The 17,739-nt window shown below is 71.2% G+C and carries 16 protein-coding genes; 9 read left to right on the top strand and 7 right to left on the bottom strand.

Features of this window, described 5'->3' with window-relative positions; all coding sequences use genetic code 11:
* The first annotated feature begins 21 nt into the window (after positions 1 to 21).
* On the top strand, positions 22 to 930 hold the full coding sequence (gene nudC / locus ABD333_RS20080) for an NAD(+) diphosphatase (RefSeq protein ID WP_344543017.1): 909 nt from the start codon (positions 22 to 24) through the stop codon (positions 928 to 930).
* 84 nt (positions 931 to 1,014) lie between these two features.
* Here nudC and ABD333_RS20075 read toward each other — a convergent pair whose 3' ends face one another.
* Positions 1,015 to 1,302, bottom strand: coding sequence for a mycoredoxin (locus ABD333_RS20075; RefSeq protein ID WP_344543015.1), 288 nt, complete (start codon positions 1,300 to 1,302; stop codon positions 1,015 to 1,017).
* A 138-nt stretch (positions 1,303 to 1,440) separates the two neighbouring features.
* On the opposite strand from ABD333_RS20075, the gene ABD333_RS20070 reads away from it, so the two are divergent.
* The 5 genes from ABD333_RS20070 (at position 1,441) to ABD333_RS20050 (ending at position 9,230) form a co-directional block, all read left to right on the top strand.
* Positions 1,441 to 3,513 carry an ATP-dependent DNA helicase UvrD2 gene (locus ABD333_RS20070; protein WP_344543013.1) on the top strand — a complete coding sequence of 691 codons (2,073 nt, stop codon included), beginning with the start codon at positions 1,441 to 1,443 and terminating at the stop codon, positions 3,511 to 3,513.
* Positions 3,514 to 3,574: 61 nt separating this feature from the next.
* A complete protein-coding gene (tesB, locus tag ABD333_RS20065; RefSeq protein ID WP_344543011.1) occupies positions 3,575 to 4,444 on the top strand; it encodes an acyl-CoA thioesterase II in 870 nt (289 codons plus the stop codon).
* A 279-nt stretch (positions 4,445 to 4,723) separates the two neighbouring features.
* Positions 4,724 to 5,554 carry a dienelactone hydrolase family protein gene (locus tag ABD333_RS20060; RefSeq protein WP_344543741.1) on the top strand — a complete coding sequence of 277 codons (831 nt, stop codon included), beginning with the start codon at positions 4,724 to 4,726 and terminating at the stop codon, positions 5,552 to 5,554.
* A gap of 65 nt (positions 5,555 to 5,619) precedes the next feature.
* A complete protein-coding gene (locus ABD333_RS20055) occupies positions 5,620 to 6,000 on the top strand; it encodes a hypothetical protein (RefSeq protein ID WP_344543009.1) in 381 nt (126 codons plus the stop codon).
* Positions 6,001 to 6,035: 35 nt separating this feature from the next.
* Positions 6,036 to 9,230, top strand: coding sequence for an AfsR/SARP family transcriptional regulator (locus tag ABD333_RS20050; protein ID WP_344543007.1), 3,195 nt, complete (start codon positions 6,036 to 6,038; stop codon positions 9,228 to 9,230).
* Positions 9,231 to 9,234: 4 nt separating this feature from the next.
* Here ABD333_RS20050 and ABD333_RS20045 read toward each other — a convergent pair whose 3' ends face one another.
* On the bottom strand, positions 9,235 to 9,801 hold the full coding sequence (locus ABD333_RS20045; protein WP_344543005.1) for a dihydrofolate reductase family protein: 567 nt from the start codon (positions 9,799 to 9,801) through the stop codon (positions 9,235 to 9,237).
* Positions 9,802 to 9,987: 186 nt separating this feature from the next.
* Here ABD333_RS20045 and ABD333_RS20040 point away from each other — a divergent pair, with 186 nt between their 5' ends.
* Complete coding sequence (locus ABD333_RS20040) at positions 9,988 to 11,733, top strand: serine/threonine-protein kinase (protein WP_344543003.1); 1,746 nt, start codon at positions 9,988 to 9,990, stop codon at positions 11,731 to 11,733.
* On the opposite strand, the gene ABD333_RS20035 is transcribed toward ABD333_RS20040, so the two are convergent.
* From ABD333_RS20035 to ABD333_RS20020, 4 genes are all read right to left on the bottom strand, one after another.
* Complete coding sequence (locus tag ABD333_RS20035) at positions 11,725 to 12,951, bottom strand: RNA polymerase sigma factor (RefSeq protein ID WP_344543001.1); 1,227 nt, start codon at positions 12,949 to 12,951, stop codon at positions 11,725 to 11,727. The two genes, ABD333_RS20040 and ABD333_RS20035, sit on opposite strands and share 9 nt — an antisense overlap.
* Positions 12,952 to 12,991: 40 nt before the next feature.
* Positions 12,992 to 13,345, bottom strand: coding sequence for a YciI family protein (locus tag ABD333_RS20030; RefSeq protein ID WP_344542999.1), 354 nt, complete (start codon positions 13,343 to 13,345; stop codon positions 12,992 to 12,994).
* A 130-nt stretch (positions 13,346 to 13,475) separates the two neighbouring features.
* On the bottom strand, positions 13,476 to 13,934 hold the full coding sequence (locus tag ABD333_RS20025) for a hypothetical protein (protein WP_344542997.1): 459 nt from the start codon (positions 13,932 to 13,934) through the stop codon (positions 13,476 to 13,478).
* Positions 13,931 to 14,473, bottom strand: coding sequence for a thioredoxin family protein (locus ABD333_RS20020; RefSeq protein WP_344542995.1), 543 nt, complete (start codon positions 14,471 to 14,473; stop codon positions 13,931 to 13,933). Before ABD333_RS20020 ends, ABD333_RS20025 begins: the two co-directional genes overlap by 4 nt.
* Before the next feature lie 217 nt (positions 14,474 to 14,690).
* Here ABD333_RS20020 and ABD333_RS20015 point away from each other — a divergent pair, with 217 nt between their 5' ends.
* On the top strand, positions 14,691 to 15,791 hold the full coding sequence (locus ABD333_RS20015; protein WP_344542993.1) for an LLM class flavin-dependent oxidoreductase: 1,101 nt from the start codon (positions 14,691 to 14,693) through the stop codon (positions 15,789 to 15,791).
* Entirely contained in the window at positions 15,788 to 16,396 is a 609-nt protein-coding gene (locus ABD333_RS20010; RefSeq protein ID WP_344542991.1) for an FMN reductase, read from the top strand. Before ABD333_RS20015 ends, ABD333_RS20010 begins: the two co-directional genes overlap by 4 nt.
* Here ABD333_RS20010 and ABD333_RS20005 read toward each other — a convergent pair.
* Positions 16,390 to 17,541, bottom strand: a complete 1,152-nt coding sequence (locus ABD333_RS20005; RefSeq protein WP_344542989.1) for a hypothetical protein — start codon at positions 17,539 to 17,541, stop codon at positions 16,390 to 16,392. The genes ABD333_RS20010 and ABD333_RS20005 overlap by 7 nt on opposite strands.
* Between the last annotated feature and the right edge of the window lie 198 nt (positions 17,542 to 17,739).

Genomic DNA, 17,739 nt, shown 5'->3' with positions numbered 1-17,739 from the left:
CCGGCCGCCGGGAGGAGCCCCTTGACCGAGACGCTGCAGTGGCTGGCCCTGGCGCGCGGCACCCTCGACCGGGTCGCCGAACGCCGCAAGGACGACGCGTGGGTCGAATCCGCCTGGGCCGATCCGCGCACCCGGGTACTGGTGATCGAGAAGGGGCGGGCGCTGGTCCGCCTGGAGAGCGGCCCCGCGCTGCCGCTGCTCGCCCCCGCCGACGCGCCGGACGGCGATCGTTATCTGCTGGGCGTGGACGAGGACGGGGTCGCCTACTTCGCCGTCGCCGGGCCGCTCCCGGTGATCGAGGGCGCCGAGAAGGCCGGGATCCGGCAGGTCGGCGCGTTGCTGGACGACCTGGACTCGGGACTGCTGACGCACGCGGTCGCGCTGGAGCACTGGCACGCCACCAACCGCTTCTGCCCCCGCTGCGGAGGGCCGTCGGAGCTCGCGGCGGCCGGGCACGTACGGGTCTGCCCGGCCGACGGGTCCGAGCAGTTCCCGCGCGTCGACCCGGCCGTGATCATGCTGGTCCAGGACGACGACGAACGCGTCCTGCTGGCCCGCGGGCCGCAGTGGCCGCAGGACCGGCGTTCGATCCTGGCGGGCTTCGTGGAGCCGGGGGAGTCGCTGGAGCAGGCGGTCGCGCGCGAGGTGCGCGAGGAGGTCGGCCTGGCCGTACGCGACGTCCGCTACCTGGGCAGCCAGCCGTGGCCGCTGCCGCAGAGCCTCATGATCGGCTTCTTCGCGCGGGCGGACGGCGATCTGGAACTGCGGCCGGACCCGGAGGAGATCCTGGACGCCGCCTGGTACACCCGCGACGAGCTGCGCACGGCCATCGAGGCGGGCCAGATCGTGGCGCCCGGGCCGTTGTCGATCGCGGCGCAGCTCATCATGCGGTGGTACGGAGGCGAGCTGCCGAACATGCCGCCGTTCTGACCCCGGACACACGAAGACCCCCGCCGAAGCGGGGGTCTCACCGTGCGCTCGGGCCTCGTCGTGCGTGCGGGCCTCGTCGTGTCTTCAGACGCCGAGCAGGCGCTTGACGGTCTTGGCGCTCGGGTTGGTGAGGACGTGCCTCTCGCCGGCCGGGTCGACCAAGGTGACGGTGGGGACGGTCTGGTTGCCGCCGTTCACGCTCATCACGAACTCCGCGGCGGCCGGGTCGCGCTCGATGTCGACCTCCGCCATGTGGATGCCGTCACGGGCGAGCTGGCTCTTGAGGCGGCGGCAAAAGCCGCACCAGGTCGTCGTGTACATGGTGAGCTGGCCGATCGGGCCCTTGGCCTGTTCGGTGGTCGGCGTCGCCATCGGTGCGTCGTCTCCCTGTCAAAGTTCTTGTTGCTGCGGCCGTTCAGCACAACACCGGGCCGCCGCCTCGCATTCCGAGGTTATCCACAGTTGCCCCGGGAGGCCGATTCCGTCGCCCGCGGCTGCAAGGATGGGGCCATGGAGGCTCAGGGGGTTCTTGAGGGGCTCGATCCGGAGCAGCGGGCGGTCGCCGAGGCCGTCCAGGGGCCGGTCTGCGTGCTCGCGGGCGCCGGCACCGGCAAGACCCGCGCGATCACCCACCGCATCGCGTACGCGACACTGACCGGTGTCGTCGCGCCGCAGCGGGTGCTCGCCGTGACGTTCACCACCCGCGCCGCCGGAGAGCTGCGCGGCCGGCTGCGCCGGCTCGGCGCGCCCGGCGTGCAGGCCCGCACGTTCCACGCGGCGGCGCTGCGGCAGCTGTCGTACTTCTGGCCGCGGGTCATCGGCGGCGACCCGCCCAAGATCATCGAGTCCAAGATCCCCGTGGTCGCGGACGCGGCGCGGGCCTGCCGGCTGTCCTTCGGCCGCAGCGAGCTGCGCGACATCGCGTCCGAGATCGAGTGGGCCAAGGTCACCCAGACCCGCCCCGAGGACTACGCGGCCGCGGTCCAGCGGTCGGCGCGCAAGACCCCCGCCGACGTGGTCGACGTGGCCCGGGTCTACGCGATGTACGAGCAGCTCCGCCGTGAGCGCAACCTCCTCGACTTCGAGGGGATGCTGGAGCTGACGGTCGCCGTCCTCACCGACAACCGCGACGTGGCCAACCAGGTCCGCGAGCAATACCGCTACTTCGTGGTCGACGAGTTCCAAGACGTCAACCCCCTCCAAAAGCTCCTGCTCGACGCCTGGCTGGGCGACCGCGACGACCTGTGCGTGGTGGGCGACCCCAACCAGACGATCTACTCGTTCACCGGGGCCAGCCCCGACCACCTGCTCGGCTTCACCCGCGAGCACCCGGACGCCACCGTGGTCAAGCTGGTCCGCGACTACCGTTCGACGCCACAGGTCGTCCAGCTCGCCAACGGGGTGATCGGCCAGTCCCGCAGTGAGACCGTGCGCCGCCACAAGCTGGAGCTGGTGGCCCAGCGTCCGGCGGGGCCCGAGCCGCTCTTCGGCGAGTACGACGACGAGGTGGCCGAGGCCGACGACGTGGCCCGCCAGGCCCGCAAGCTCATCGACGAGGGCGTGCCGGCGAGCGAGATCGCCGTGCTCTACCGGATCAACGCGCAGTCCGAGACCTACGAGTCCGCCCTCGCCGCCGCCGGCGTGCCCTACGTGCTGCGCGGCGCCGAGCGGTTCTTCGACCGGCCCGCCGTCCGGGAGGCCGTCGTCCGGCTGCGCGGCGCCGCCCGCGCCGGTGGCGACGCCGAGACCGACGGCCTCGGGTTGATACAGACGGTGCGGCACGTCCTCGCGGGCGCGGGCTTCACCGAGCAGGCCCCCGAGGGCACCGGCGCCGCCCGCGAAAAATGGGAGTCTCTGGCCGCGCTCGCCCAGCTGGCCGAAGACATGGCCGCCGACAACCCCCGGGCAGGCCTCACCGACTTCGTCACCGAGCTCGAAGAACGCGCCGCCCTCCAGCACGCCCCCACCCTCGAAGGCGTCACCCTGGCGTCCCTCCACGCCGCCAAGGGCCTCGAATGGGACGCGGTCTTCCTGGTCGGCCTGGTCGACGGCACCCTCCCGATCATCTACGCCGAGACGCCCGAGCAGATAGAAGAGGAGCGCCGCCTCCTCTACGTCGGTGTCACCCGGGCACGCGAGCACCTCTCCCTCTCCTGGGCGCTGTCCCGCTCTCCGGGAGGCCGCCGCAGCCGCCGCCCGTCCCGCTTCCTCGACGGCCTCACCCCCAAGACCGCCACCCCCACCCCGGCCCGCGTCGAACGCACCAAACGGGCAAGCAAGGGCCCGCAGCCCTGTCGCGTCTGCGGCCGCCCCCTCACCGCCGCGATCGAACGCAAGCTCGGCCGCTGCGAAGACTGCCCCGCCGAGTTCAACGAGGGCCTGCTCCTCGCCCTCAAAGACTGGCGCACCGAGGTCTCCGCCACCCAGAAGATCCCCTCCTACGTCGTCTTCACCGACGCCACCCTCCAGGCCATCGCCGAACGCAGCCCCGAGTCCATCGAAGACCTGGCCCAGATCCCCGGCGTCGGCAAGGTCAAGCTCGACAGATACGGCGAGGCCATCCTGGCGCTCTGCCGCGGCTGACAAACCGCATACCAGGGGGTGAGAGCCTCGCCACACCCTCCGATTTGCAACACTGGCCGACGTGAAGGAATCGCTGAAGGCACTGCTGGACATCCTCGATCTCGAACAGATCGAGAACGACATCTTCCGCGGGCGCAGCCCCGAGGACCGCCAGCAGCGCGTGTTCGGCGGCCAGGTGGCGGGCCAGGCGCTCGTCGCCGCCGGCCGCACCGTGCCCCCCGGCCGCCCGGTGCACTCCCTCCACGCCTACTTCATCCGGCCCGGCGACCCCTCCGTGCCGATCGTCTACACCGTCGACCGGGTCCGCGACGGCCGCTCGTTCACGACCCGCCGCGTCCTGGCCGTCCAGCACGGCAAGGCGATCTTCAGCCTCTCGGCCTCGTTCCAGATCGTCGAGGAGGGCCCCACCCACCAGGCCCCCATGCCGGACGCGCCCGACCCCGAAAGCCTCGCGCCCGCGCTCGACCGCCTCACGCCCCTGTTCGGCGAACGCTTCGCCACCGAGTTCGTGACCCGCCGCCCGTTCGACGTCCGGCACGCGACCCCGCTCACCTGGGAGGCCGCCAAGGACCCCGCCCTCGCCACCCCCGAGTCCAAGGTCTGGCTCAAGGTCGACGGCGAGCTCCCCGACGACCCTCTCCTGCACGTCTGCCTCATGACGTACGCCTCGGACATGACCCTCCTGGACACCGTGCTCCTCAACCACGGCCTGGCCTGGGGCGACAAACGAACCATGGGCGCGAGCCTCGACCACGCGATGTGGTTCCACAAGCCCTTCCGAGCCGACGACTGGCTCCTCTACTACCAGGACACCCCCTTCGCGGGCGGAGCCCGAGGCCTGGCCAGAGGCCAGGTCTACACCCGCGAAGGCGACCTGGTCGTCTCAGTAATGCAAGAAGGCCTAGTCCGAGTAACCGACCCCGACGCCTGACCAGCAGTCCTCTTGGGGCCGCCCCGGCGGCGTGAAAGTGCCGTTTTCCCTGGGGTGCTGTGACTGGCGCCTGTCTGGGTTTGTTTGTTGGGGATGGGCCTGGCGGCGTTCTTTGTGCGCCTGGGGCAAATCTGTCAGGCAGGCGCAAGGCACTCCCTGAAATTGCTGCGTTGGCGTACAGCGCGGACAAGGTGCGCGGCAGCACCCTTTCCTCTCGAATCCCCCTACGAGAGGAACCCCCCTGTGAAGACAGCGCCGAGGAAACGGCTGGGGTTGTTGGTGGCCGGTTTGACCGCGACGATCGGTCTCACCGTTCCGGCCGGTCCCGCCCAGGCCGATCCGCATGGGCCCGACCCGACGGAGGCGAGTGTTTCGGCGTCCCGGGGCACCTATGAGTTCGCGCAGGTCAGCGTGGCCGCAGGCAGCGGCCGGGGCTTCAATCGCGGCACGATCTACTATCCGACCACCACGGCGGAGGGCAGGTTCGGCGCCGTGGCGGTCATCCCGGGCTTCAGCTCGCCGCAGAGCGCCATCCAGTGGTTCGGTCCCATGCTCGCCTCGAAGGGGTTCGTGGTGTTCACGCTGGACACCCTCAACCCCCTCAACTTCCCGACCTCCCGTTCGCAGCAGCTGCTCGCCGCGCTCGACTACCTCGGCACCCAGAGCCCGGTGCGGGACCGGGTCGACAGCGGCCGGCTCGCGGTCATGGGGCACTCCATGGGCGGCGGCGGATCACTGTGGGCGGCCCAGAACCGGCCCTCGCTCAAGGCGGCCATCCCGCTGGCGCCCTGGGAGCTCGACAACACCTGGCAGGGCGTGCGGGTGCCCACGATGATCGTCGGAGGGGAGTCGGACACCGTCGCCCCGGTCGGCTCGATGTCCATTCCGTCCTACACCAGCATCAATGCGGCACCGGAGAAGGCCTACCTGGAGTTCAGGAACGGCAGTCACGCCACGCCCATCGTTCAGAGCCCGACGCTGAACAAGTACGTGACCTCCTGGCTCAAGCGGTTCGTCGATGACGACACGCGCTACGCCCAGTTCCTCTGCCCCACGCCGGCGCCGGACACCACGATCAGCCAGTACCGGGGCACCTGTCCCGTCGGCTGACCCGCCGAGGGGCGCCGGCCAGGCCGGCGTCCCTCAGGCGTTCTCCTGACCGCCACGGTGATCGCGTGGAACTGCCGATTTCTGAGGCTCGTCCTACTCCGCCCCTGGATCCCCTGTGGACGCACAACTACCTGACGCCGGAGAGACGGATCTATGGCGGCTGGCGTCATATGGAAGCCGATGACCTGCGAAGGGAGAGCTACTTCACGTGTGACAAGGCCGAAGCCGACGTGCTCGCACAGGCCTACCGGGACTGCCTGCACGTCATCTCCCGGTGTCGCCCGTCGAGCGACCTGGAGGTACTTCTCCGGGCGGGTGTTGCGGCAGCTCGCGGCGGACGCGGTCGTTTGCCACGGGAGCTGCGGGCCGAGGCGCGGGAGGTCTTCGAGGATCTGGGACTGACGGGGCCACGCGAGTGGTGGGAGCAGGCCTTCGGTGACTTGTGACCTTTGTACCGCTGCTTGATCCGTAACCTGGGGCCATGCGATTCGGACTGCTGGGGCCGCTGGCCGTCTGGACAGACCAGGGCGAGCCGGTCACGATCCCCGGGCGAAAGGTCCGGGCGTTGCTTGCCGACCTCCTCGTACACGAGGGGCGTGCGGTGTCGGGTGACCGGCTCGTCGAGGACCTGTGGGGCGAGGCCGCGCCCGCCGACCCGACGGGCGCGCTCTATGTGCGGGTGTCGCAACTGCGGCGGGCGCTGGAGGCCGCCGAGACGGGCGGGCGCGACCTGGTGGCGTCGCGGCCCCCCGGCTATGCGCTGCGGAGCGAGCCCGGCGCGGTGGACACCGAGCGGTTCGCGAGTCTGGCCGAGCAGGCGCGGGCGGCGAAGGACGCGCGGACCCGGGCCGGGTTGCTGGCCGAGGCGCTCGGACTGTGGCGCGGGCCCGCCTTGGCCGATTTCGCGGATGAAGAGTTCGCGCGTTCGTCGGCGGCGCGGTGGGAGGAGCAGCGGCTGGCGGTCGTCGAGGCGCACGCGGAGGCGCGGCTGGAGCTGGGCGAACACCACGAGCTGGTGGGACGGCTCGGCGAGCAGGTGAGCCGCCACCCCTATCGTGAACGGCTGCGCGCGGCATACATGCGGGCACTTCATCGGGCGGGACGTACGGGGGAGGCGCTCGACACTTTCCAGGAGTTGCGGCACCGGCTGGCCGAGGAACTGGGCCTTGATCCGGGACCCGGGCTGACCGCGTTGCATCAGGCCATCCTGGCCGGTGATCCTGCCGAGGCCGCGCCAGTGGGGGTGCCGTCGATGGCGCCCGTGTCCGTGCCGAGGCCCGCCGCCCGCCTCCCGGCACCGGTGAGCCAGATGATCGGACGCGACCACGCCGTCGAGCGCGTCCGCGAACTGCTGCAGGCCGGGCGGCTGGTGACGCTGACCGGGCCGGGAGGCGTGGGCAAGACGACGCTCGCGCTCGCCGTCGCCCGCTCCGAGACCTGCCCCGACGGCGTGTGGCTCGTCGATCTCACCACGTGGGACGGGACGGGCGACCCGGCCGATCTCGTGTTGTCGGTGCTGGGCGTCCCCGACGGGCCGGACCGGGCGGGTGAACGGCTGGCGGCGGCGCTGGCGGAGCGGCGGACGCTGCTGGTGATGGACAACTGCGAGCACGTGGCCGAGCCGGTGGCCGGGCTGGTGGGTGACCTGTTGAGCGCCGCGCCCGGGCTGCGGGTGCTGGCCACCTCGCGCGAGCCGTTGCGGCTGCGGGGCGAGGCCCGCTGGGACGTGCCGCCGCTGGACGTTCCCCAGACCGACGACCCGGACCGGCTGGCGAGGTCCGCCGCGGTACGGCTGTTCCTTGACCGGGCCGGGCTGGAGGCCGAGCCGGGGACGGTGGTGGAGGTCGCCGAGGTGTGCCGGCGGCTCGACGGCATTCCGCTGGCCTTGGAACTGGCCGCCACCCGCGTGCCCGCGCTGGGCGTCCCCGAGCTGGCGGCACGGCTGCGGGTGCCGCAGGACCGCTTCGGCCTGCTCGGCACCGGGCCGCGCGACGCGCCCGCCCGGCAGCGCACGCTGGCCGCGGTGATCGACTGGAGCTGGCGGCTGCTGACCGCGCGCGAGCGCGCGGTGCTGCGGCGGCTGGCCGTGCACTCGGGCGGGTGCACGCTCGCTGCGGCGGAGGCGGTGTGCGCGGGCGACGACGTCCTCGACGTGCTGGCAGGCCTGGTCGACCGGTCGTTGGTGGTACGCGCGGACGCGCGGCCGGTACGCGGGGACGCGCGGTTCCGGCTGCTGGAGTCGGTCTCCGCGTACTGCCTGGACCGGCTGCGCGAGGCGGGGGAGGAGGCGGAGCTCCGCAGGCGCCATGCCGGCCACTACCTGGCTCTGGCCGAGGACGCCGACCCGCGGTTGCGCGGTGCCGGCCAGCGGGACTGGCTGCACCGGCTGGACGCCGAGGCCGCCAACCTGCGGGCCGCGCTCGACACCTTCCGGCGCGCGGGCGATGCCGTGTCCGCGCTGCGGCTGGCCTGCGCCCTCGTCTGGTATCGCGTGCTGCGCGGCCGTCTCGCCGAGGCGCGGCACGCCCTGGCCGAGGCGCTGGCGGTGCCGGGTCCGGTGCCCACCGAGCTTCGGAGCAGGGCCGAGGCATGGCACGCGGGCCTGGCGATCCGGCAGGGCCTGGCCGGGCCGGAACGCGCGGCCGAGGTGCTCGGCGGCTACGAGGGCACGGCCGACCCCGCCGAGCGTGCCCGGGCCGAGTACTTCCTGGCCACATCGATCATCGATTACGGCGTCCAGGCCGCCACCGCGGAACTGCTGGAGGAAGCCCTCGGAACGTTCCGGCGGATCGGTGACCGCTGGGGTGAGGCCGCGGTCCTCAGCACGCGCGCCATGCTCGGGCACATGCGCGGTGACACGGCCGCGCTGGAGCACGACGCCCGTCGCGGCGCCGAGTTGTTCGGCGAGCTGGGCGACGACTGGGGCGTCCTCCAGGCCACCGACTGGCTCATCGGCCTCGCCGACCTCACCGGTGACACCGAGGAGGCGGCCCGGCTGAGCCGGGAGGGCCTGCGGATCGCCGAAGAGCTGGGATTGTGGTCGGCCGTCGCGGGCCGGTTGGCCTGGCTGGCCTGGATCTCGGTGCAGACCGGCGAACACCCGCGTGCCCGGGAGCGGGCGGCGCAGGCGCGGCGGCTGGCCGCGGAAGTAGGCGAACGGGCCGTGGAGGTGTTCGCGACCATCAGCCTCGCCTTCGCCTGCCACCGGGACGGTGACCTGGCGGGCGCCGGCGAACACCTGCACTGGTTGTTGTCGACCGCGCGTTCCCAGCAGACCGGCGACAGCAGCCCGCCGTACCTCTCGATGGTCCTGTCGGAGCTCGGGCTGCTGGCCGCGCGGCAGGGCCGTCCGGACGAGGCGCTGGCCTGGCAACAAGAGGCGTTCGAGGTCAACCGCGAGCAGCGGTCGCCGCGCGGCATGGCCTGGGCGCTCATCGGCATGGCCGCCGCACTGCCGATGCGGGGACGCGCGGCAACGGCGGCTCGCCTGCTCGGCGCGGCGGAGACCGCCTGTGGCCCGCTCGCGGAGCCGCTGTCGGTCTCGGACCGCCGTGAGCTGGAACGGATCACCGCGGCGGTCCAGGCCGCCGAACCCGACTTCGCCGACCACTTCGGGTACGGCGGGAAGCTCACGCCCGAAGAGGCCCGGTCCCTGCTGGACGAGGACCGGGCCTGAGCGTTTACTTCGGGACGTAGACGTGGACGGCGATCCCGGAGCCGAACTGGTTCACCTCGGCCAGCTTCAGGTGCGTGGTGTCGAACCCGGCGCCCTCGAAGAGGTGCTTGCCCGCGCCGACGATGACCGGGAAGTACCAGAAGTGGAACTCGTCGACCAGGCCGTGCTCGACGAGGGTGCGGTCGAGTTCGCCGGTGCCCCACTTGATGATGTTCTCGCCCGGCTGCTCCTTGAGCTTGGCGACCTCCTCGGCCACGTCGCCCTTGATGAGGGTGGCATTCCACGTGGTCTCGGTCAGGGTCCGCGACGCCACGTACTTCGGCATGGAGTTCATGTGGTCGGCGGCCTCGCCCTTCTGCGCCGACCACGCCTCGGCGAAGCCCTCGTAGGTCACCCGGCCCAGCAGCATGGCGTCCGCCGAGGCCGACAACTTGGCGGCGTAACCCGCGTGGTCCTCGTCCCAGTACGGCTGCCCCCAGTGCTGGGGCTCCGCCCGCGAGGCGGTGGACGGCCGGGTGTCGTCGATGATGCCGTCCAGGGACACGAACGTCGACTCGATCAGCTTGCGCATCGTGCTGCTCCTTCTGCTCTTCAACCGGCGGCTTCGCGCCGCCCTTCGATGACCAGAAGACTGCCGGGACACCCTTACGGTTACCTTTAGGCCGCCCTACCGCCGATCTTCAGCTCGGACGGAACCCCTCCTCTCCTCGCCCGGATTGCTACGATCCGAACGATCTTGTTTGTTTGAGGAGGACCGGTGCCCCGTTGGGCGGCTTTGCTTTCGGACGATCCGCGCACGGCAGGCCCCTACACGGTCGTCGGACGCCTCGGGGTCGGCGGCCAGGGCACGGTCTACGCGGGCACCGGGCCGGACGGCGAGCGGGTGGCGATCAAGGTGCTGCACTCGCATCTGGCGCTCGACGAACGGGCGCGCACCCGGTTCCTCGGCGAGGTCGAGGCCGCCAAGCGGGTGGCGCGCTTCTGCACCGTCCAGGTGCTGGGCAGCGGCGTCCTCGGCCACCGGCCCTACATCGTCAGCGAGTTCGTGGACGGCCCCTCGCTGCACAACGCGGTCGCGGCGGACGGCCCGCGCACCGGCGCGGCGCTGGACCGCCTGGCGATCAGCACGGCGACCGCGCTGGCCGCCATCCACCGGGCGGGCATCGTCCACCGCGACTTCAAGCCCGCCAACGTGCTCCTCGGCCCCGACGGCCCAGTAGTGATCGACTTCGGGATCGCCCGGGCCCTGACGTCCAGCCTCTCTACCACCAGCCAGGTCGTCGGCAGCCCCGCCTACATGGCGCCCGAACAGATCTCCAACGCCTCCACGGGCCCGCCCGCCGACATGTTCGCCTGGGGCGTGACCATGGTGTACGCCGCCGGAGGGGCGAAGGCCTTCACCGGCGATTCCATCCCCGCCATCATGCAGGCGATCCTGCACGACGAGCCGGACCTGGGCCCCCTCACCGGACAACTGCGCGATCTCGTCCACCAGTGCCTGGCCAAGGACCCGGCCGACCGCCCCACCGCCGAAGACGTGGCCGCGACCCTCCTGGAACAACCACCCATCACCCTCGAAACGGCCCTGACCCCTCCACCGGCCAAGCCGAACGCGCCCGCACTCCCAACCGAATCCGAGCCACCGAACACGCCATCCGGCTCGCCACCACCAGTCCCGCCACCAGGCCCACCACCGAAGCCGGCCGAGCCTGATACAACGCTCGGCTCGCCACCGGCGCTGCCGTCGCTGGGGTCGGTCGAGTCTGCGCCGTCGGGTACGGCGTCCGGCTCGCCATCGCCGGTGCCGCCGCCGGGACCGCCGCCGCACTCCAAACGCGACGCCGGGTCGTCGGAAGCGTCGGGGCTGTTGGCGACGCAGGCCGCGGGATTGTCGTCGGGCCTTGAGACGCAGAGTGGGTCCGGGCGGGGGCGGCGCTGGCGGAGGCCTGTGGTGGTCTCAGCCGTCGCGGCTGCGGCGGTGCTTCTGGCGGGGGTGACCGCGTCCGACTGGTTGACCTCACCGGAGGATGACCGGGACGTCGCCGGAACGGAGCGCGCGATGCAGAACGGGCCGTCCGCCCCCGTGCCGATGCAGCCCGAAGCGAAGGGGGAGACGCCTGCGCCAGGGAGCTCGGCTTCCAGACCTGGTGCGGCGGAACGCAGCTCCGGGCCTAGTGCTTCCCCGTCGCCGGAGCGTTCTTCGGACGGCGGCGGACGCAGTAAGCAGCCGAGCAGGCCCACGCCCAAGCCGAGCAAGAAGGCCACCGCGCCGGGCAAGCCGATCGGGTCCATGCCCTACTCCGTGCTCGACCCCTACTGCAGGGCGCACGGTTACGCGAGGTCGGCCACGTTGGTCAACGGGCCGTTCTGTGTCACGGCGGGCAACAAGTTCGTGCCGATCAACATGAACAGCGTCTGCCGGTGGAGGTTCCCCGCGTACCCGAAGGCGGTGCTCCAGTCCTACAACAGCGTCGGCGGCAGCTGGACCTGCCTGTCATCGTGAGCCCGACCGCGCGGCGCGCCTCAGGAGCAGTTCCTTCTCGCGTTCGTTGCGGGTGAGGGAGGCCGCCCTCGCGTACTCGGCGGCGGCCTCGTCCAGGCGGCCGAGGCGTTCGAGCAGATCTCCGCGCACGCTCGGCAGAAGGTGGTAGTTCTTCATGGCCGGGGCGTCCGCCACGGCGTCCACGATCTCCAGGGCGGCGGCGGGGCCCTCCGCCATCGAGACGGCCACCGCGCGGTTGAGCTCGACCACCGGGGACGGGGTCAGCGCCACGAGGCGGGCGTAGAGCGCGGCGATCGTCGTCCAGTCCGTGTCCTCGTAGCGGACCGCCTGGGCATGGCACGCGGCGATCGCGGCCTGGACCGAGTACGGGCCGGTGCCCGCCCGGTGCAGCGCCTCGATGCCGCGGCGGATGAGGAGACGGTTCCATTTGGCGCGGTTCTGGTCGGCGAGGAGCACCGGTTCGCCGCCTGGTCCCGTCCGGGCTGCGATGCGGGAGGCCTGGATCTCCAGCAGCGCCACCAGCCCGTGCACCTCGGGCTCCTTGGGCATCAGGCCCGCGAGCACGCGGGCCAGCCGCAGCGCGTCCTCGCACAGCGCGGGACGCACGAGGTCGTCGCCGGCGGTCGCGGAGTAGCCCTCGTTGAAGACGAGATAGATCACTTCGAGTACGGAGGAGAGGCGGGCCGAACGGTCGTCGCCGTAGGGCACCTCGAACGGGACGCCCGCCTTGGCGAGGGCGCGCTTGGCGCGGACGATGCGCTGCGCGACCGTCGGCTCCGAGGTCAGGAACGCGCGCGCGATCTCCTCTGTGGTGAGGCCGCCCAGGAGCCGCAGCGTCAGCGCGATCCGGCCCTCGGTGGAGAGCACCGGGTGGCAGGCGGTGAAGATCAGCCGCAGCAGGTCGTCGTCGATGTCGTCGGCGTCCACCGGCTCGGGCGGCGGCGTGTCCTCCAGCGTCCGGCCGACCTCCGCCAGCTTGCGCGCGTACGTCTCCTTGCGCCGGACGAGGTCGATCGCGCGGTGTTTGGCCGTGGCCATGAGCCAGGCGCCCGGCTTGTCCGGGACGCCCGACTCCGGCCACTGCTCCAGCGCGGCGACCAGCGCGTCCTGCGCGAGTTCCTCGGCGATGCCCACGTCCCGCACGATGCGGGTGACCCCGGCGATGATCCGTGCGGACTCGATGCGGAAGACCGCCTCAATCGTTTCGCTCGCCGTCACGACCACCCATCAGAGCAGCCATGTACGGACCGGGCAAGGATCAGACCTCGGTGATCTCCCTGACCTCCGCGGTGATCTCCCAGTGCGGCGGGTGGATCTCCAGGAACCGCTTGGTCCACTCCAGGGCCTCGGCCTTGTCCTTGGCCTGGATGATCGAGTATCCGCCGATGACCTCCTTGCTCTCGGTGAAGGGTCCGTCGGTGTAGCCGACCTTCCCGCCGGACCAGGTGACCCGCGTGCCCTCCCCGGACTTGGCGAGCCCGGCGGTGTCGAGCATGACCCCGGCCTTGGTGATCTCCTCGAACAGCGCGCCCATCCGCTCGTCGAACTCCGGCCCCGGGTTCTCGTACTCGACGTTCTCGTCCATACGGATCACCGTCATGAATCGCGGCATGCTGACTCCCTCGGTAGAGCGGGGCCTCTCCCCGCCTCTCATCCTTGCGTCGAACGAACGACACCAGGATCGACACCCTTCCGAAGAAGATCTCGAACCGGCTCCCGCCCCGTCGCGGTCGCGCAAGTGGTCACAACGGAAGGGTCAGGGGGGTCACGCGGTCGATCACCGGTTGGAGGCAGACGGTGCGGCTGCAGGCTCCGTAGGAGACGACGATCTCGGCTGTCCGGGCCGTGCGGCGGACCGGGAGGGAAATCGTGACCGGCTTGTCGGGGTAGACGGGCAGTCGCTGTCCCAGGAGGGGCAGGTTCAGCTGCTGTTCCTTCTCGTTCGCCGTGGGACGGCCGGTGGCTTTCAGGCCCGCGCGCACGGTCACCCGCGTGGGGATGCCGATGTCGTTGGGCGGCAGGTCAAGGCTGTAGAGGTGAAAGCCCGGCCGGATCGGCTTGAACGTGACCTTCACCAGGTCCGCCGTCACCGCGATGGTCACGTTCACGTCTCCCGCCGTGAAGCGGGCGGTCACCGGGTCCTCGCCGCGTCCGCATCCGGCGAGGAGGAGTGCGACGGAGAGGAGAGTGAGCCACCTCACTGCCAGCGCCTGAGGAAGGCGGTGACGGTCTCTGGAAGCAACTCGTCGTTGCCGGCAGCGGGATACAACTCCTCGTTGCCCGCGGTCCGCACGTCACCCTGGGGCGAGAGGACGACCAGGGCGGGGATCCCGGTCCGCTTGAGGTCGAGTCCGTACTTCCTCGCCAGCCCGAGGTGCCGGTCGATGCGGCCGACGTCGATGGTGACGCGGTGGTAGCGGTCGAGGGAGGGCCGTACGTCCTGGAGACGGAAGATGTGCTGGAGGGTCGCGCATTCGGCGCACCATCGGGCGCCGAAGTCGAGCATGACGGGGCGGCCGTCCGCCTTGGCCCTGGCGAGTGCCTCCGTGATCTGGCTCGCGGCGTTGGCCTTCGGGTCGTACGCGCGTGGTAGCGCCTTGGGGGACGCGGAGAACGGCGGTGCCGTAGGGGCCGGGCCGACGATCTCGACGGGTTCGGGACCGCCGCCCAGCCCGCAGGAGGTGGCGGTCGCGGCGAACAGCGCCGCCACCGCGGCCAGAGACACCTTGACGGCGGGCATGGCGGACTCTCCCAGTGATCAGTGGGGAGTAAGGGTAGCGATCGTTGGTCGCATTGAACTGATCAAGTCCTGATCCGGCCACCCGTCGTTGTCATGGAGCGATCATCGTTGCCTGCGGTGGTGATGTCGGCCGACCCGCCGACGAGGTCCAGGAATAGACCGGTGTACGCTGGGGTTCGACGGGGTAGTTGAACTTTCTACTAGGTGGGAGGCCGCGATGCAGTTCGGGATCTTCTCCGTGGGCGACGTGACGACCGACCCGACCACGGGGCGGACGCCGACGGAGGCCGAGCGGATCAAGGCGATGGTGGCGATCGCCACCAAGGCCGAGGAGGTCGGCCTGGACGTGTTCGCGACCGGAGAGCACCACAACCCGCCGTTCGTGCCCTCGTCGCCGACCACGATGCTGGGCTACGTCGCGGCGCGGACCGAACGGCTGATCCTGTCGACGTCGACCACGTTGATCACGACGAACGACCCGGTGAAGATCGCCGAGGACTTCGCCATGTTGCAGCACCTCGCGGACGGGCGCGTGGACCTGATGATGGGCCGCGGCAACACCGGCCCGGTCTATCCCTGGTTCGGGCAGGACATCCGCCAGGGCATCCCGCTCGCCATCGAGAACTACCACCTGCTGCACCGGTTGTGGCGTGAGGACGTCGTCGACTGGGAGGGCAAGTTCCGTACGCCGCTGCAGGGTTTCACCTCGACGCCGCGGCCTTTGGACGGCGCGCCCCCGTTCGTCTGGCACGGCTCGATCCGGAGCCCGGAGATCGCCGAGCAGGCCGCGTACTACGGTGACGGGTTCTTCGCCAACAACATCTTCTGGCCGAAGGAGCACTTCCAGCGGCTGATCGAGCTGTACCGGCGGCGGTACGAGCACTACGGCCACGGCTCGGGCGACCAGGCGATCGTCGGGCTCGGCGGCCACGTCTTCATGCGCAAGAACTCCCAGGACGCGGTCAGGGAGTTCCGCCCGTACTTCGACAACGCCCCGGTGTACGGGCACGGCCCGTCGCTGGAGGAGTTCACGCGCGAGACGCCGCTGACCGTCGGGAGCCCCGAGGAGGTCATCGAACGGACCCTGCGGTTCCGCGACCACTTCGGCGACTACCAGCGGCAGCTGTTCCTGGTTGACCACGCCGGTCTGCCGCTCAAGACCGTCCTGGAGCAGCTCGACCTGCTCGGCGAGGAGGTCGTGCCGGTGCTGCGCAAGGAGTTCGAGTCCCTGCGGCCCGCCCACGTGCCCGCCACCGCCCCCACCCACCTGGAACTGGTCGCCGCGAACGACGCCAAGAAGACGGAGGCGACCCGATGACCACCCTGGCCGTCGTCTCGGCGGGCCTGCGGGAACCGTCGTCCACACGCCTGCTGGCCGACCGGCTGGCGGCGTCGGCCGTACGGTCCCTCGGCGCGGACACCGAGGTCGTGCACGTCGCGCTGCGCGACCACGCGCACGACCTCGCCAACAACCTGCTCACCGGGTTCCCGGCGGGCGGGCTGCGCGAGGCGGTCGAACGCGTCACCGGCGCCGACGGGCTGATCGCGGTGACGCCGGTCTTCAACGCCTCCTACAGCGGGCTGTTCAAGACGTTCTTCGACGTTCTGGAGCCGGGGGCGCTGGAGGCCAAGCCGGTTCTGATCGGCGCGACGGGCGGAACGGCGCGGCACTCGCTCGCGCTGGAGTTCGCGGTGCGGCCGATGTTCGCCTACCTGCGGTCGATCGTGGCGCCCACCGCGGTCTTCGCGGCCACCGCCGACTGGGGCGCGGCCGGGGAGGCGGCCGGTGGCCTGGTCGAACGCGTGGACCGGGCCGGCGCCGAGCTCGCCGGACTGATCGCCGGACGCCCCTCCGGCGCGGGAGCCGAGCCGGACCCGTACGACGACCCGATCCCGTTCGAGCGCCTGCTGGCCGGTCAGTGACCGCCCTTGGCCCGGCCGGCGACGGGCCGGCCGGGCGCGAGGCCGCGTAGCTTCGCGGCGGCTTCGGGGGAGTGGGGAGCGGCCTCGACGGCGAGGCAGAGCGCGGCCAGCGTGATCGTGGCCGCGCTTTCGTCGTTTCGGACGAGGGCGTTCGCCAGCCGGTCGCCGACCTTGAGAAACCACGGCTGAACGCGACGTTCCATCGATGGCGCGAGCGCGTGAATCGTGCCGGGCACGTCCACGAGGTCGACGGGGGCGCCGGCGGACGGTGCGGCGTCAGCGGCCTCGCCGAGCGAACGATGGAACGCGGCGGCGAACGCGTCCCAGTCGCGAGACCCCTCAGGATCTCCGATGCGGAGTGCCTCCAGTGCGGCGGCGAGGGCGTTCTCCAGTGCCGTGCCGAAGACGACGTCGTACACGTCATCGCCGCGTACGAGCATCTGGTCGGCCACGCGTACGTGCGCGACGGCATCGGCGAGCCCGGCGGCCAGCTCGCGAAGGGCGGCGAGCTCGCTCTCGACCAGTGCGGCGCGCTCGCGGGCCTCGGCGAGCGGTGTTTCGAGCACCGGCAGGTCGTCGAGTACGTCCAGGGCGCGGTCAAGCTCGCGTGAAGCCTCACGCCCCAGCGCGTTCACCTGCGCGAAGTCGATCTTCTCGTAGCTCTCCTCGGCGAGCCGGTAGATCTGTTGCGAGAGCGACAGCATGCGCTCGTACTCGTCCTCGACGGTGGTGGGAACGCCCGGAGACGGAACATCGATGATCTTCCGTCGTCGCATGGCCGGCCGCCGTGGCCGCGCCGTGAACGCCTCGGGCGCCTCGGGCGCCTCGACCAGGGGAATGTCGGTGGCGTGGACGGTGTCGAGCGCGCTGATCAGCGCGGTGTCGAGCGTGCGGATCCGGTCGGGCACCGGGGTGAGCGCGAGGGCGCGAGCGAGATCCTCGAAGCGGGCCAGGCGGCGGTCCCGGCGTTCGGCGCGTTCGCGGGCGACCTGGAGGGCCCTGGCCAGGAGTGGCCCCGGCACGTCCTCCTCCAGCGCCGGCGCGAGGTAGAGGTAGGAGTCGAACGCGTCGATGGCCAGCCTTAACAGCGCGTGAAGCCGGGCGCCGAGCACCGCGTAGGACAGGACCGCCATGTCGTCTTCCATGCCTCAGTCCTTTGATCGACCGGACCCTGTGAGGGATTATGGAAGGCGCGGGGCGTTCCGGGTAGCCCGGCGGCAGACACCTCAGCAGAGGTTCGACGCCGGCGAAGCAAGATCGGTTTCCTGTGAACGGGGTGAAGTCACCCACAAAACCGCAGGTCAAAAATATCTTGATTGATTTGCGTCAGTCCCCGTACGCTC

The organism is Actinomadura fulvescens, from assembly GCF_039533225.1.
Lineage (GTDB): Bacteria > Actinomycetota > Actinomycetes > Streptosporangiales > Streptosporangiaceae > Spirillospora > Spirillospora fulvescens.
Note: the sequence above shows the minus strand (reverse complement) of the source record. Positions and strands in the feature narration are given on the sequence as shown.